The sequence below is a fragment of the Paenibacillus protaetiae genome (genome assembly GCF_004135365.1).
Taxonomy (GTDB): Bacteria; Bacillota; Bacilli; order Paenibacillales; family Paenibacillaceae; genus Paenibacillus_AP; species Paenibacillus_AP protaetiae.
The window spans coordinates 3,122,501-3,138,768 of the sequence record NZ_CP035492.1; the positions used below are offsets into that span (position 1 = coordinate 3,122,501).

General features: G+C 54.3%; 16 protein-coding genes (1 of these 16 cut by a window edge). All 16 read right to left on the bottom strand.

Going from position 1 to position 16,268, the window contains the following annotated elements:
* Window positions 1–721: the 5' portion of a glycosyltransferase family 2 protein gene (locus tag ET464_RS14440; RefSeq protein ID WP_129444425.1), read on the bottom strand. The gene continues 269 nt to the left of window position 1, outside the view; only the first 721 of its 990 coding nucleotides appear in the window; it begins with the start codon at window positions 719–721; its stop codon lies beyond the left edge, outside the window.
* A gap of 54 nt (window positions 722–775) precedes the next feature.
* Window positions 776–1,291, bottom strand: coding sequence for a dolichyl-phosphate-mannose--protein mannosyltransferase (locus ET464_RS14445; RefSeq protein ID WP_129442024.1), 516 nt, complete (start codon window positions 1,289–1,291; stop codon window positions 776–778).
* 14 nt (window positions 1,292–1,305) lie between these two features.
* Window positions 1,306–4,167, bottom strand: coding sequence for a phospholipid carrier-dependent glycosyltransferase (locus ET464_RS14450; RefSeq protein ID WP_129442026.1), 2,862 nt, complete (start codon window positions 4,165–4,167; stop codon window positions 1,306–1,308).
* Between the two features lie 311 nt (window positions 4,168–4,478).
* A complete protein-coding gene (lysS, locus tag ET464_RS14455; RefSeq protein ID WP_129442028.1) occupies window positions 4,479–6,011 on the bottom strand; it encodes a lysine--tRNA ligase in 1,533 nt (510 codons plus the stop codon).
* A gap of 189 nt (window positions 6,012–6,200) precedes the next feature.
* Entirely contained in the window at window positions 6,201–6,677 is a 477-nt protein-coding gene (greA, locus tag ET464_RS14460; RefSeq protein ID WP_129442030.1) for a transcription elongation factor GreA, read from the bottom strand.
* A 239-nt stretch (window positions 6,678–6,916) separates the two neighbouring features.
* On the bottom strand, window positions 6,917–7,930 hold the full coding sequence (dusB, locus tag ET464_RS14465) for a tRNA dihydrouridine synthase DusB (protein WP_129442032.1): 1,014 nt from the start codon (window positions 7,928–7,930) through the stop codon (window positions 6,917–6,919).
* A gap of 95 nt (window positions 7,931–8,025) precedes the next feature.
* Entirely contained in the window at window positions 8,026–8,241 is a 216-nt protein-coding gene (locus tag ET464_RS14470) for a helix-turn-helix domain-containing protein (protein ID WP_129442034.1), read from the bottom strand.
* Window positions 8,193–8,747 (bottom strand): 2-amino-4-hydroxy-6-hydroxymethyldihydropteridine diphosphokinase, encoded by a 555-nt coding sequence (gene folK / locus ET464_RS14475; protein ID WP_129442036.1) that lies wholly within the window; start codon window positions 8,745–8,747, stop codon window positions 8,193–8,195. The genes ET464_RS14470 and folK overlap by 49 nt, the downstream gene beginning before the upstream one ends.
* A complete protein-coding gene (gene folB / locus ET464_RS14480; protein ID WP_129442038.1) occupies window positions 8,725–9,111 on the bottom strand; it encodes a dihydroneopterin aldolase in 387 nt (128 codons plus the stop codon). The genes folK and folB overlap by 23 nt, the downstream gene beginning before the upstream one ends.
* Window positions 9,104–9,979: a dihydropteroate synthase gene (folP, locus tag ET464_RS14485; protein ID WP_129442040.1), complete on the bottom strand. Its 876-nt coding sequence runs from the start codon at window positions 9,977–9,979 to the stop codon at window positions 9,104–9,106. The genes folB and folP overlap by 8 nt, the downstream gene beginning before the upstream one ends.
* 45 nt (window positions 9,980–10,024) lie before the next feature.
* The gene (gene pabC / locus ET464_RS14490) at window positions 10,025–10,906 is read right to left on the bottom strand and encodes an aminodeoxychorismate lyase (protein WP_129442042.1); all 882 of its coding nucleotides are present in this window, start codon (window positions 10,904–10,906) and stop codon (window positions 10,025–10,027) included.
* Entirely contained in the window at window positions 10,903–11,484 is a 582-nt protein-coding gene (pabA, locus tag ET464_RS14495) for an aminodeoxychorismate/anthranilate synthase component II (protein ID WP_129442044.1), read from the bottom strand. The genes pabC and pabA overlap by 4 nt, the downstream gene beginning before the upstream one ends.
* A gap of 84 nt (window positions 11,485–11,568) precedes the next feature.
* On the bottom strand, window positions 11,569–13,224 hold the full coding sequence (locus tag ET464_RS14500; RefSeq protein ID WP_129444426.1) for an anthranilate synthase component I family protein: 1,656 nt from the start codon (window positions 13,222–13,224) through the stop codon (window positions 11,569–11,571).
* A 125-nt stretch (window positions 13,225–13,349) separates the two neighbouring features.
* Complete coding sequence (cysK, locus tag ET464_RS14505; protein WP_129442046.1) at window positions 13,350–14,288, bottom strand: cysteine synthase A; 939 nt, start codon at window positions 14,286–14,288, stop codon at window positions 13,350–13,352.
* A gap of 119 nt (window positions 14,289–14,407) precedes the next feature.
* A complete protein-coding gene (locus ET464_RS14510; RefSeq protein WP_129442049.1) occupies window positions 14,408–15,352 on the bottom strand; it encodes a peptidylprolyl isomerase in 945 nt (314 codons plus the stop codon).
* A 16-nt stretch (window positions 15,353–15,368) separates the two neighbouring features.
* Window positions 15,369–16,268, bottom strand: coding sequence for an Hsp33 family molecular chaperone HslO (gene hslO / locus ET464_RS14515; RefSeq protein WP_129442051.1), 900 nt, complete (start codon window positions 16,266–16,268; stop codon window positions 15,369–15,371).

Consider the following 16,268-nt stretch of genomic DNA (forward strand, 5'->3'; position numbering starts at 1 on the left):
CAGACAGAATAAATCCTAAATAAGAAGCCAGCTTCAATGGCTTATAGGAGAAAGACGTGATGCCGTCGAGCGCAAAGCTGATCATTTTACGGAGCGGATATTTCGTTTCCCCGGCAAAACGCTCCTCGCGCACGTATTCAACCGACGTTTGGCGGAAGCCGACCCAGCTGACCAAGCCGCGGACAAAACGGTTTTTCTCCTTCAGCCGGCTGAGCACGTCGTTGACCTTGCGGTCGATCAACCGGAAATCGCCGGTATCCACCGGGATTTCCACATTGGTCATGCTGCGCAGCAGCCGGTAAAACATACTTGCCGTCGTTTTCTTGAACCATGTCTCGCCTTTGCGCTGCAGACGCTTCCCGTATACGACATCGTAGCCTTCCTTCCACTTGGCGATCATGGCCAGCATGACCTCCGGCGGGTCCTGCAGATCGGCGTCGATAATGATGATGGCATCGCCCCCGGCGTAGTCCATTCCCGCAGTAATGGCCAGCTGATGCCCGAAGTTGCGGGAGAAGTCGATCAGCTTTACCCGGCTGTCCTGCAGGCAAATGCCGCGGATTAGATCAGCAGACTGATCCCGGCTCCCATCATTAATGAAAATCAGCTCGTACGGCTCCTTCAAGCTGTCCATTACCTCGATCAGTTTAGCGCAGGTGTGGGTAATGACCGCCTCCTCATTAAACATCGGAACGATAATGCTGTATTTGACTCTCGTCATCACAACTCGTAATCTCCTTCAAAGCGCAATGCGCAGCTTTTTTGCTATTTATGATCAAAACACCCATGTATCAAACCAGCGCAGCACATAGGTCACATAGTTCTGGCTCACCGTCATGCCGGATAATACCGGATAAAACAGGATAAACATAACGACGGCGGCCGCGATATAAAGGTTGCGTACCGGCTTCCACTGCGGCCATTTTTCATCCAGCAGCTTCATCATATAGACGATGGAAATAATCATAAACGGCACCATCGCAAAATAGTGGTACAGGAACGTTACGCGCGGCACAAGCATCCAAGGCACATATTGCGATAAATAAGCGATCCAGACGATGTACATCCGGCTGTCTTTCCGTTTCAGGCTGAAATAAATCGCCCCGATGACGGCAAAAATTCCACCCCACCATAATACAGGATTGCCAAATGCGCTAATGGTCGAAACCTCTCCGGCCGGCATAATGCTCCGCCCGCTGAAGTACCATACCGGACGCTTCATAAACGGCCACTCCCACCACCAGGAGGCGTACGGATGCGTTGCTGTTAGTCCGCTGTGGTATTGGTACATATGAATCTGTTCGTCTACAAGACCTTTAAGCGTATAGCCGGCCGGCTTGGCGTCAAGCAGCGGGATAAACGACGCCGCATAGATCGCTGCCGGAATAACCAGGAAAAACAGGACGCAGCAAGCCAGCGTCCAAACGGTGCGACGGGGAATTCCCGGACAACGTGCCGCAGCAAGCCTTCTTCCCCCTCGATCCGTTCCACGAACATGCCGCCTGACGCGGCGAGCGTTTTTTTGGCGGCGGCATATTGCCTGTAACGGCTGTAGAGCGTCATAAACAGGACAACAGCAAGTCCTGCTCCGCCGTACAGCACGATCCACTTCGAAGCAGCCCCGATGCCAAAAAACAGCCCCGACCAAAAGAGCGGCCAAATCGCCGAGCGAAGCGGCAGCTTGTAAAAGTCGGTATCGCGGTAACGATGCATAAAATAAAACATGAGCATGATGAAAAATACGCCGTAAACGTCGATTGTTGCAATCCGGGTTTGCGTGAAGTGCATAAAATCAACAGCGAACAAGCCCGTTGCAATGGCTGCATACCCGGTCCTGCGGAACAGGCGCAGCGCAAAAACATACATGATCGGCAACATGCCGATGCCAAATACGGTGCCGACCACACGCCAGCCAAACGTATTCAGGCCAAATATTTTGATCCCGACCGCAATCAGCAGCTTGCCGAGCGGGGGATGGGTATTCTCATACGCATTCATGCCGTGCAAAAACTCGTAAGCAGTGCGCGCGTGGTAAATTTCGTCGAAATAAGCGCCGTTCATAAAGCTTGGCTTATTGGTCGCGAGGTTCTGCTCGTCAAATAACGCCTGCACACTTCCCCGTTCCGCTGATGCGGCATCGTCTGCGTTAATGGTTACAATAGGCAGCGGCGTGTCGCTCCCTGATGCGTAGAAAGCAAGCTCATGCAGCGTAAAGCCTGCGCTTTCGACGGTCAGCTTCGCATAACGCGCATCTACGTCGACAAGCTTCTGCTTGTTCCATTTGAAAACACTGCTTGAAGTGTGATCCACCTCGACCGGATGGCCCCACTGATCAGGGGAATCGCTGAACTCCAGCTTATACTTGCCGCTTCCGACGCCGCCGAAGGCAACAAACGAATCGAGCGGCTCCGATTCGCCAAAGTCGACATAAAAGCTTTGGCCGCTCATTTCCGGTTTCCAGTCGGTAACCGGTCCCTGATGCGAGCCCAGCTGAATGAAGGCAACAATGGCGTAGACGGCCGTAATGCCTCCCATCCAAAGCCAGTCGCGCCGCTTCAGGCGGTTCGTTTTTTTGACGGCGGCCGCTTCACCCGGCGAAGCGTATAGCTCGGCAAGGCGCATTTCCTCCGCACGGCTGGCGTCCTCGTTCGTATATGGTTTGACCGGCTGCGTACGGCGGCGGATGTACAGCTCGAAGCCGACATACAGCAAATAAGCGAGCAGGCACAGGTTAGTAATCGAGCACAATATCGCAATGCCGTCCGCCGTCGGATGGCTGTTGATATGGCTGAAGGCCAGCACGTAGTTGATGTTGACGAATTGTGTAATGCTGAAGCCAAACAGCAGATACAGCATCCGCCGGTCCTTCGACTGGATAAACGCCGCAGCGCATAACAATATGACCGGGAATAAGTAACGTTCGTGCATTTTCGTGACAAGCACAAATACGGCTGCAATGAGCACTATTGCGATATATAAGCTTGGCGCGAGACCGTCTTCGCCGCTTTTTTTACGGCGCAAAGAATACATAGCGGCGAAGGCAACCGCCAACACGATGCCGATTTTGCCCCATGCCTCGTACGGCATATACAGCCAGCTGTCCGCCAGTTGAGCCCAGTTGCCGCCGGTAAGCATATACAGGTTAAACGCATTGAGCGTGGCATACGGATAAGACGATAAAGTGGATGTATACAAGTCAATCAGCCCGCGAACGCCTCCGTTTGACCAGAAAAACGGCGCTGCCAGCAGCAGAAAGGCCGCAAAGCCGGACAATACGGCGGCGGCTGCCCGTTTCCCGCTCCGGCTATGCCAGTAGGTCAGCAGTAAAACCGGCGTAAAAATAAAAGCCTGAGGTTTGACCAGCGCAGCAATTGCAAACCAAACCGTGCCTGCCGTCAAGCGGCCTCTCGCTATGCCGAATAATGAAAGGACGAGTACGAAAGCAAATACGCTGTCCACTTGTCCCCAAGCGGCGGAGTCTGCGATGACCGCAGGATTCCATATATAAAGCATGGCTAGTCCAAATGCGGCCGTCCGCCCAATCCGTCTGGCACCGAGGCGGTACAGCAATAAGCCGGAAATGAGATCGGCAAGTATCGCGGGAAACTTGTACAGCACCCTCGCTCCGATGGATGTGTCGGCAAGACCCAGCCAATGCTGGATCGTACCCAGCACATACAGCACATAGATGTAGCCGGGAGGGTAATCGGCGAACATGCCTTTTTCATAAAAATGGCTTAAGCCGCCGTCCGACGCCCGCTGCGCCCAGAACATAAACGTCTTCAAGTCATTGACGTATCCCGGGTTGGATGCGCCGATCCATAAACGGACCGCAAAAGCCAGTATAAAGCCGGCTGCCAGCGCATAAAGGGTATTCCGCCCGCCCCGCGCCTGTTCCGGCTGCAAGGAAAGCGGCGTCTGCCGCCTGATCAAGCGGTTATAGAAGTATAGAAAGATAAGACCGTAAAAAGCGGAGAATGCAAGATCCGGAAGCGCGGACACTTTCTCCGGTATATGTCCCTCCTGCGCAGCTGTCGCCGCAGCCGTCGCAGCGGTTATAAAAGGGGGAAACACCGTGGCGGCATGTGCAGTTAAGGGGAGCGCAAGCACGATAACAGCTATAAATATAAAAGCTGCTGCGCCGAAACGAATACTTTGCTTCAACATTTCCGCTTTTCACCTCAAAGGATGGATATTCAAACCAATATTTCATTCATTTTCACTCTAGCGGAAAAAGAGATGAGGGTCAATGTTTGCAGCCGACGTACTTGCGGGCTTTACCGATGGAGGCGGCCGCACAGGCCCATTAGCGGCAGCGCGCAAGCTGCGCGCTGCCATAGTCAAGGCAACACGGAAAGCTAAAAAGACGCGCCGGCTAACGGAATGCAATCGGCGGCGTTCCGGGCAATCCGGCCCTCTGCACTGCACGATCAAAAAAAAAGCCGTCCGGGAATCCCGGACGGCTTTGGTCAGCAATGTTATGATTGATGGCTGTCCCGCATATGAGGGAAGAGCAGCACATCGCGGATGGACGGAGCATCGGTCAGCAGCATAATGAGGCGGTCGATGCCGATCCCGAGACCGCCTGTCGGCGGCATGCCGAATTCCAGAGCGCGGATGAAATCATCATCCATTTCATGCGCTTCGTCATTGCCTTGCTCCTTCTCCGCCACTTGCGCTTCAAAACGCTCGCGCTGGTCGATCGGATCGTTCAGCTCGGTAAAGGCGTTCGCATGCTCGCGGCCAACGATAAACAGCTCGAAACGGTCAGTAAAGCGCGGATCTTCGGCATTTTTCTTCGCAAGCGGAGAAATTGCCACCGGATGGCCCGTCACAAACGTCGGCTCGATCAGCGTATGCTCAACAAACGTTTCGAAGAAAGCATTCAAAATATGGCCAAACGACATATGTGGTTCAACCTGTACTTTATGCTCCTTCGCCAGCGCATGCGCTTCTTCGTCAGTCATCTCTGCCGAGAAGTCAACGCCGGTCGCTTCCTTGACGAGATCGACCATCGACTGGCGGCGCCAAGGCTTGCCGAGGTTCACTTCCTGCCCTTGGTAGGTGATGTTCGTTGTACCAAGCACGTCTTGCGCCACGTGGACGATGACATTTTCCGTCAGTTCCATGATGTCTTTATAGTCAGCGTAAGCTTCATACAGCTCAAGCAGCGTAAATTCCGGGTTGTGGCGGGTGGAAATGCCTTCGTTCCGGTATACGCGGCCGATCTCGTATACTTTCTCCATGCCGCCGACAATCAGCCGTTTCAAATGAAGCTCGATGGCGATACGCATGTAGAGCGCCATATCAAGCGCATTGTGATGCGTAATAAACGGGCGTGCCGCAGCTCCTCCCGGAATCGTATGCAGCGTTGGCGTCTCGACTTCGAGGAAGCCAAGCGAATCCAGGTAACGGCGCATCGACTGGATAATGCGGGAACGGGTAATAAACGTCTCGCGCACTTCCGGGTTGACGATCAGATCCACGTAACGCTGGCGGTAACGCAGCTCCACATCCTTCAAGCCGTGGTACTTGTCCGGCAGCGGAAGGAGCGACTTCGTCAGTACGTCAATTTCGCTTACTTTGACCGAAAGCTCACCGGTATTCGTTTTGAACACGGTGCCTTTAACGCCAACGATATCGCCGATATCCAGCATGTTGAATGCGGCGTATTTGCTTTCTTCAACCGAATCTTTGCGGACGTAGATTTGAATTTTGCCGCTCAAATCTTGAATATGCGCAAACGAAGCTTTGCCCATTACCCGCTTTTGCATAATACGGCCGGCAATGGTCACTTGGACAGCTTTCTCTTCCAGCTCTTCTTTCTCGAGCCCTTCATACGCTTCAAAAATTTGTTTCGCCTGATGCGAACGGACGAACTTGCCTCCAAACGGGTCTACGCCAAGCGAGCGCAGCTCGTCCAGCTTGTTTCTGCGTATTTGCAGCAGCTCGCTAAGCTCTTGCTCCTGCACTTGTCCTTGCTCTTGATTTTGATGTTCCACTTTATCCATCTCCTCGAACCTTCCTCGCGTACGATTCCGTTTACCGGCACCGCAGGGGCCGGTTCGCTCACACAGGCAAAATCATCATGAAGAAAGTGTAAGCCCCGGAGCTGCGAGCTCCGAAACTTACACCTTCTTGCGCGGCGCATATCTTTCTGTGACGTTTAAATGGTTATGCGCGTGAAGCACGGGTACACCTTATTTTTTAATATCAACGATTTTATATTGAATAATGCCAGCAGGAACACTTACATCTACGACAGTACCCTTTTTCTTGCCTAAAATCGCCTTGCCAACAGGGCTTTCATTGGAAATCTTGTTTTGCAGCGGATCAGACTCCGCAGTCCCTACAATGGTATATTCCATTGTATCACCGAACTCCAAATCTTCAACTGTTACAATCGAACCGATGCTGACGGTGTCGATATCAATTTCATCATTATTAATAATACGAGCGTTGCGGAGCATCTTCTCAAGCGTAATGATACGCCCTTCAATAAAGGCCTGCTCGTTCTTCGCATCCTCGTATTCCGAGTTTTCGCTAATATCGCCATAGCCGATAGCGACTTTAATCCGTTCGGCTACTTCGCGGCGTTTGACCGACTTCAGATTCTCAAGTTCTTCCTCCAGCTTCTTCAAACCGTCTTGAGTGAGAATAATCTCTTTATCGCTCATAATCCGATTCTCCTGTCATTTGACATATTTTCATACTTGGTATGAAGGGTCTTACGTCTATATTACGCGCGGTCGCCATGCCAACATGCCCCGGCGGTAACCAAAAAAAGCGCTGGCTCTGATGTATATTGCAAGATTATATTGCAAATTCACCCCGAATGTCAATCAAAGCCAAATCAATTTTGAAAACGCTTCACTCAAAAAACAAGCGCACAGCAGGAGACTATGCGCTTGAATCATTAATGAACTGCTTTGCCGGCCGCTGCTCCGGGAGCAGTCGATTCTTCAAGCGAGCTGATGTACTGCTCCAGAATGGCGGCCAGCTTGTCGCGGCTGGTTTCCTCCATAATGACGTCCTTGACGCGCGCTGCGCCAGGCAGCCCCTTCAAGTACCAAGCCAAATGCTTGCGCATTTCGCGTACGGCAACCGATTCGCCGCGAAGCGCCGAAAGACGGTCCAGGTGCAAAAGCGCCACTTCCATCTTCTCTTGCGGCGTCGGATCCGGCAGCAGCTCGCCGCTCGTCAAATATTGAACGGTGCGGTACAGCATCCACGGGTTGCCCAATGCGCCGCGGCCGATCATAACGCCGTCGCAGCCGGTATGTTCCAGCAGCCGTTTCGCATCCTCCGGCGAAAACACGTCGCCGTTGCCGATAACGGGAATGGATACAGACTGCTTCACGTCGCGGATAATGTCCCAGTTCGCTTTGCCCGTATACAGCTGCTCTCTGGTGCGGCCATGAACACTGACCGCCTTGCCGCCCGCCCGTTCGACCGCTTGCGCGTTCTCCACGGCGTAAACATGCTCGTCATCCCAGCCGATGCGCATTTTGACCGTAACCGGTTTGTCTACGGCATCCACAACGGCAGAAACCATCTCATAAATTTTATTCGGATCAAGAAGCCAGCGGGCGCCTGCGTCACATTTTGTGACTTTAGGCACTGGACAGCCCATATTAATGTCGATAATGTCAGCATTTGTCTGCTTATCGACAATTTTTGCAGCTTCGACAAGCGACTCGCGGTCACCCCCGAAAATTTGCAAGCTGAGCGGTTTCTCCCTCTCATCTACATACAGCATTTCAATCGTGCGTTTATTGCCATGAAGAATCGCTTTGTCGCTGACCATCTCCGCGCAGACGAGCCCTGTGCCGAATTCCTTGGCGATCAGGCGGAATGCCGGATTGCATACGCCGGCCATCGGTGCAAGCACGACGTTGTTTTTCATCTCGATATTTCCGATTTTCAACATTTGTTATACCCCTTCTAACCATATGCCCTTCTATGGTGATCGCTTTTCTGCCAAAAGCGAGTTTGTCCTACTTTCCATAAGCAGCCGCTAGCCCGCTATGCTTCTCCGTTCTCCGCTACAAGCTCCTCGTAACTGATGCCCAGCGTGGCTGAAATGCGCATCAGCAGTTTCTTATCGGGCTTGCGGGTTCCCCGCTCCAAAGAGCCAAGAACGGCAACCGATACTCCTAGAAGCTTTGCCAGCTCTTGCTGCGTATATCCCTTCAGCTTTCGGAATGCGCGGACGCGCTGTGCCAATTGAACGTATTCCATAACGTGATGCCTTCCTTTCCATCCTGAAGCGCTGCTGCTGCAAGTGATGCAACCCGTTCTGACAAGGGATGCCCGGCGTCCAGCACATCGTGAAGCGGAACAAGCACAAATGCCCGCTCCATCATGCGCGGATGCGGCAATACCAGTTCCTCTGTCTCCATCTCTACGCTGTCGTATAGAAGCAAATCCAGATCTATCGTTCTTGGCCCCCAGCGGATATCTCTTGTCCGGCCAAGCTCTTTCTCTTCATGCAGAAGCGTCTTCAGCAGCTCTACAGGAGGCAGCTCCGACTGCACCGCTATAACCATATTCAGAAAAGACGGCTGATCGGTGTAACCAACCGGCTCCGTTTCATAAACGGACGAAATGCGGCTCACCCGGACGCCATCCTGGCCGTCCAGCCGGTCGATCGCCTGCCGAAGCAGCGATTCCCGGTCTCCTATATTGGAGCCAAGCGCGACATATGCTTGCGAAGCTTCTCGCTCAAACGGGGATGATGCTGCCATCTGTACCCCGTCCTCTCCGCAGCTCAATGGTTACGCCGTCAAAATGCACATCAAACGGCGGGTTAGGTTTCGTGACCCGGACGGTCACTTCATGTACCCTAGTATAAGCTTCCAAAACCATCGTGGCAATATGGCCGGCAAGCGCCTCAATCAATTTAAAAGGGCTGCCTTCCACAATGGATTTAATCAAACCGTGCACTTCCGCATAATTGACCGTATATTCAAGTTCATCGGTTTGCGACGCTTTTCCAAGATCTAACACCATTTCGAGATCGACGCCAAACCGCTGCCCCAGCTTGTTCTCCTCCGGAAAAACGCCATGGTAACCGTAAAACGACATTCCTTGCATGACCATCTTATCCATTCATTCCGCCTCCGTTTCCCCGGTACACAATGGCATCGGCCATCATCGCAACCCGCTTCATCGCTTTCACATCATGCACGCGTATCATATGGCAGCCTTGCGCAATGCCAAGCGCCACCGTGGCGCCGGTTCCTTCGAGCAGGTCATGGACCGGCAGATCCAGCGTCTCGCGGATAAACCGTTTGCGCGAAGTGGCAAGCAGCGTCGGGAAGCCAAGGGACGTAAGCTCGGACAGCCGCGCCAGCAGCTCCAAATTATGGCCGGTATGCTTGGCAAAGCCGGGACCGGGGTCCAGCCACATATGGCGGGTGGAAATGCCCGCCGCCCTGGCAATCGCTACGCTCTCCTGCAAATCTTCTATAATATCGGTAATGAGGTCGCCGTAGTTCATATCGTGGCGGTTATGGCATAAAATGACCGGGCAATTGTATTGCTCCGCAACCGCGGCCATGTCCGGGTCCGCCTTCAGCGCCCAAATATCATTAATAATATGGGCGCCCGCTTCCAGCGCCTGTCTGGCGGTCTCCGCCTTATAGGTATCAATCGACAGCGGCATGCCAGGCAGCGCTTCCCGCACAGCCCGGATCACCGGAATGACGCGGCGCAGCTCCTCCTCGAGCGATACCGGGTCGCTGCCCGGCCGCGTCGATTCGCCGCCGATATCAATGAGGTCCGCGCCTTCGCCCGCCATGCGCAGCGCCTGCTGGACCGCCGCTTCCACGCTGTTGTATTGGCCCCCATCCGAAAAAGAGTCCGGCGTTGCGTTCAATATTCCCATAATAAGCGTCCGGCGCCCAAATTCCAGCTTGGCGCCGCCGCCAAAATCATATGTGCGCTGCACGTTGCTGCCGCTAATTAAAGTTCCCATCTTCGCCTGTTCCTTTCTATTGCCGCTAATTGTGTCCACAACGCATTAAGCCTTGACATTCCGCGCATCGTGCCGGTACGCCGCAAGCAGGGCGCTGGCTGCAGGGCCTGCCGTCCCCTGGCCCACTTGATAAGAAACGCCCTGCAGGTCCGTCAGCTTCGTAATCGGCATCAGCTCCTGCACAGAGCCCGTTGTCCATACTTCAGCCGCCTGCAGCAGATCATCCCAGCCGTACAGCCCTTCTTCCGTCTCATAGCCGGCTTCGCTCGCCAGTTCCAGCACCCGCTGCCTTGTAATGCCGGGCAGTATGCCCGTCTCCAGGCCTGGGGTGCACACTTTGCCGTCCCGCACAAAAAACAGATTGCTGACAATGCCTTCGGCAAGCCGGCCTTCACGGGTCAGCATCAGCCCTTCCGCACCTGCCGAAACTTTGGCCGCCAGCAGCTCCTGTTTTGCCAATATATTGTTCATATAATGGAGAGATTTTAGACGATAACCGCCTTCCGGCGTATTCCGCGCCGTCTTCAGCAGCCGCAGCTCCCGCCCCTGCCGGTAAACCTCCTCGCTTACATCCGGCAGCGGCTTAACGAGCAATACCACATTCGGCTGCTCATATTCGCCGGACGGCAGCCCAAGGCCGGCATCGCCCGCCGATACGGTCAGGCGCACATACGCTTCTCCCAGCCCGTTCGCCGCCAGCAGCCGGCTGAGCCATTCCCGCACCTCCGCACCGGTAATCGGGATGCGGATGCCCAGCTCGCGGCAGCCAGCCGCCAGCCGCTGCATATGGCGGTCCAGCAAATAAGGTTTACCCCCGTAAGTCCGGAACGTTTCAAACAACCCCATTCCGTACAAAAAGCCGTGATCAAATACTGAGATCACAGCTTCTTTGGCATCTACGACATCCCCGTTGTACCCGACCTTCATTGGATGGCTCCGGCACGCCGCTTCAAGAAATTGCGCAGCATCGTGAGGCCATGCTCCGTAATGATCGATTCCGGATGGAACTGAACGCCTTCAACCGGATATGCCTTATGGCGCAAGCCCATAATTTCGCCTTCCGCCGTCTCTGCCGTAATTTCGAGGCAGTCCGGCAGCGTCTCGCGGCGGACAATAAGCGAATGGTACCGCGTAGCCGTAAACGGCGAAGGCATTCCTTCAAATACGGAAGTGCCGTTATGATAAATTTGCGATGTTTTGCCATGCATCAGCCTTTCCGCGCGCACCACTTCACCGCCAAAAGCTTGGCCAATCGACTGATGGCCGAGGCAAACGCCAAAAATCGGAATCTCGCCTTTAAAATGCTCAATCAGCGCAAGGCTGATGCCCGCTTCATTCGGGGAACATGGCCCCGGCGAAATAAGAATATGATCGGGAGCAAGCTCCCGGATACCTTCCAGGCCGATTTCGTCATTTCGTTTGACGATAATGTCCTCGCCAAGCTGTCCTAAATACTGCACCAGGTTATACGTAAACGAATCATAATTATCAATAACAAGAATCATCGTTCCAGCGCCTCCTCTAATCTCGTGCCGGCTAGGCGGCACTCTTCTATTCTCTTCTTCTGTCTAGTCTCTTCTGTTCACAGGCTAAGCCTGCTCATGAGCCGGAACGGTTGCCGCTTCGCTGTATTGAATCGCTTTCCACAGCGCCTTCGCCTTATTCATGCATTCAACGTACTCCCGCTCCGGATCTGAATCAATAACGATCCCGGCGCCGGTCTGAATATGGACAGTTCCAGCCTGCACAACCATTGTTCTTATTATAATATTAAATTCCATATCGCCGTTATAGTCAATCCATCCCATCGAGCCTGTATACGGCCCGCGGCGCACCGGCTCCAGCTCCTCGATAATCTCCATCGTCCGGATTTTGGGCGCTCCGGTAATCGTCCCTCCCGGAAACGTTGCCGCTATAACGTCATAACCGTCTTTTCCATCCGCCAGCTGCCCCTCCACCTGCGACACCAGATGCATCACATGCGAATAACGCTCGACAGCCATCAGCTCTTCCACCTTGACCGTACCGTAGGCAGCAATGCGTCCCAAATCGTTGCGCTCCAAATCCACCAGCATAATATGCTCGGCGATTTCTTTTTCGTTCGTGTGCAGCTCCTGCTCCATCAGCGCATCTTCCTCCGCCGTGCGCCCCCGGCGCCTGGTGCCGGCGATTGGCCGAGTCGCCAGCTGGCGGCCCCGCTTCCATACCAGCAGCTCCGGCGAAGCCGACACCAGCTGAAAATCGGGAAACCGCATAAAGCCCATATAAGGGGAAGGATTCAGCAGCCTTAACCATTCATACAGCTCTTCAGGCGGCGTGGCCAAGCTGCGCTGCTGGCGCAGCGACAAATTGGCCTGAAACACATCGCCTTGCGAAATATACTGCTGGATGCGGGTAACAGCCGCCTGGAACGCTTCTTTCGGAAAAGGCGATGCCGCGCCCGGCACTGGCAGCTGAATATCCGGCTGCCCTTCCGCCATCACCTTGCGCCGCTCCTCGCGTGCAGCATCAGCGGCAGTACGTTCCGCCGCTTCCGCTCCAAACCGACTTTCCCACAGCGCCGCCATTTGCTCCGCACGCCTGCATGCCTGCTCATAAGCCGCCCGCAGCTCCGATTCGGCCGCATCCGGCGCAACCGGCGTATGCACCGCGCAATAAAGCGCGCCTGCCGTATGGTCGAGTATCCACAGTTCATTCACGCGCAGAAAGACATAGTCCGGCAAATCCAAATCATCCGCCGCCAGTTCCGGAAGTTTCTCAATGCTGCGCGCTACATCATAACTAAGGTAACCTGCACATCCGCCGGTCCACAGCGGACCATCCTCCATACGCGGCGCCCGGAAGCCGGACATCCATTCCCGTATTACCGGAAGCGGCGCGCCGCTCCATGAGCGGACCCCGCCTCGGCCGGCCGCCTGCCCGGACTGCATGCCGCCTTGCGCCGCGCCGCCAAGGATAGGCAAGCCATCGGCCGCAGCAGCTTCAGGCTCCAAGCCAAAAGACTCGGCGCCGCCTCCTTTGCCGCGGATGACTTCGGAAGGCCGAAGGCCCAAATAGGTATAACGCCCGTCCTTGCCGCTCTCCAGTACAAACGCATAAGGATAAGCATCCCGCCATACCGCTTCCCAGGAAGGGATGGCTGCACGGTCTTTGATCAGCAGCGGCTGCTTCAGCAGCAGGGGCAGCATAGTGTAGCTTCCTTCAGCATGCCATAAGGACCATTGGTCCCAAGCGGTATAACTCATCATCGTTTCCTCCAATGAAAACCATCGTTCATTTGTTTCGCTAAGTATACAAAAACGCGTTCTAAAAGAAAAGCCTTCCGGACCGCATCGCTGCGGGCCGGAAGGCTTCTATCCCAATTAATAGATTAGTTCTCGAAGTTGAACAGCGGCGTGCTCAGGTAACGTTCGCCGTTGCTTGGAACAACCGCAACTACACGTTTGCCTTTGCCGAGTTCTTTCGCTACTTGCAGAGCTGCATAAATCGCAGCGCCGGAAGAAATGCCGCACAGGATGCCTTCTTCTTTCGCAGCGCGGCGTGCATATTCAAATGCATCGTCGTTTTCGATCGTAATGACTTGATCGTAAATTTCACGATTAAGGATGTCCGGTACGAAGTTAGCGCCGATCCCTTGAATTTTGTGCGGGCCGGGTTTGCCTCCCGACAACAGCGGGGAAGCCGATGGCTCAACCGCTACGATTTTAATGTCCGGGAAGTTTTTCTTCAGCACTTCGCCAGCGCCGGAAATCGTGCCGCCTGTACCGATGCCGGCAACAAACGCGTCCAATTTGCCGTCAAGCGAGTTGATCGCTTCTACAATTTCAGGGCCGGTCGTATCGCGGTGAACCTGCACGTTGGCAGGGTTCTTAAATTGCTGCGGAATGAAATAACCCGGGTTTTCCGCAACGATTTCTTCTGCTTTGCGGACTGCGCCGTTCATGCCTTCCGCCCCAGGCGTCAGCACCAGCTCAGCGCCGTAAGCGCGAAGCAGGTTGCGGCGCTCGATGCTCATCGACTCCGGCATAACGATAATCGCTTTATAACCTTTCGCCGCTGCTACAAGTGCAAGTCCGATCCCGGTATTGCCGCTTGTAGGCTCAACGATTGTATCACCAGGCTTGATCAGGCCTTCACGCTCGGCAGCCTCGATCATGCCGATTGCAATGCGGTCTTTTACGCTTGCGCCCGGATTCTGGTATTCCAGCTTCACATAGATTTCTGCGCTTCCTTCCGGAACAATACGGTTCAAACGAACGAGTGGAGTATCACCGATAAGCTCTGTTACGCTTTGCACAATTTTAGCCATAGTAAAATAATCCTCCTTATTCCGACTAATTCCGTTGGTTTTAAACTACTTCCATAGTAACAATCTATGATAGCTATTGTCAATAGAGACACGCAGCCAACTGGAAAATAATATTAGATTCAAGGAAAATTTACCGCACCGTATTTGCGCAGCAAATCATCTTCCACATCATGAAGCGGCTTTGCTTTCGCCAAGGCGAGCTGCTGCTCCACCTGCTTGCGCACTTCGGCCATATCCTGCCCTTTCGTCAGCCGCCGCTCAACGAGCTGAACAACCGCATACCCGGCATCCACTTCAAAAGGCCCGGCGTATTCTCCGGTCTGCAGGCGGCTTGCCGCATCCAGAATATCCGGCTGATAGAAAGGATCCTTGGCGTCTATGAGACCAAGGTCGCCGCCGCTTGCCGCCGTAAACGAATCGATAGACTGCTCCTCCGCCAGCTGCGCAAAGTCTTCTCCGCCGGCAAGCCGGTCCAATACCGAATTGGCAGCCTGCTCGGTCGAGGTTACAATCCACCGGAGGTGCAGCTGCAGTTTATCACTGTAGCTGTCTGCATGCGCATCAATGTAATCGTCGATCTCCTGCTTCGATACCGTAACGGATTGCGTTGCGATTTTTTCCAGCAGCAGACGGTAACGCATATCATCGAGCACCTCCTGCTTGGTCATGCCAAGCTGGTCCTGCATCATCTGAAAATATTCGCTTTCGCTGGAGTAGCCCTCGGTTAAGGAGGAAAGCTCCGCTTCCTGCTCTTCGCTCGTGAGCGTAATGCCTTCCTTCTTCACTTCGAGGTCGATCGCTTTATGGACGAGAATCGTCCGCAGCACCTCTTCGCCGTATTTGTCGTAAAGCGCTTGCCCCAGTTCCTTTTCCGTAACGGTCTCGCCTCCAATGGAAGCAACGGCCTTTGAGCCTTCTGCAAGCCCGCCTTCACGGAATTTCGTATCGGAATCGTCCGAGCCGTCCTGGCCGGGAAGCAGCTTCACTACTACAACCGCGGCCAATACGACCATACATATGGCCTGAAGGATTACGACTGCCCTCAGCACCTCATATTTCCTCATTTCCTACACCCTCCGCCTACTCCTTCGATCTGGAGGAAGCTTGCTCCAGCAGCCTCTCTAAATGGCCGCGTTCAAACGTGTAGGCCTCGTTGCAAAAATGGCATACGACTTCCGCTTTGCCGTCATCTTCAATAATTTGCCGAAGCTCCGATTCGCCCAAGCTGATTAAGGTTTGTTCCACACGCTCCTCTGAGCATTGGCATTTGAAAGCAATATCCATCGAGCTGTGAATGTGCAGATCGTCGCCTACAACCCAGCGCAGCAGCTGCTCCGGCGTTTCCCCTTGATCCAGCAGCTTCGTGACATGCGGCATTTGGCCAATCGCCTTTTCAAGCTGCGAAATTTCGTCTTCGGTGAGGCCCGGCAGCAGCTGCACGACAAAACCGCCGGCATGCAGGACGGAACCGTCCGTATCCACAAGCACGCCAAGCCCGACTGCCGAAGGCGTCTGCTCCGATACGGCAAAGTAATACGTAAAATCTTCCGCCAGCTCGCCCGAAATAATCGGAACACTGCCCCGGTACGGCTCTTTGAGCCCCAAATCCTTAATGACATGCAGGTAACCGGTTTGCCCTACAACGCCTGCGACATCCAGCTTCCCTTCGCTGTTGCTGGGCAAATGCACTTCCGGATGGTCCGCATAACCGCGCACTTCGCCGTCGGCATTCGCGTCGACAACAATTTGCCCGATTGGCCCTTCGCCTTTGACCTGAATGGTCAACTTCTCCTGGCCCTTCAGCATTGCGCCCATGATCGCACCGGCCGTTGCCGTACGTCCAAGCGCCGCCGTTGCGGTCGGCATGGACTGGTGGCGGCGCTGCAGCTCGCTAACCAGCTGCGTTGTGCGTGCGGCAAACACGCGAATTTTGCCGCCCCATGCCGTACCGCGTACGAGCACGTCCTTCAGCTCTTCCAT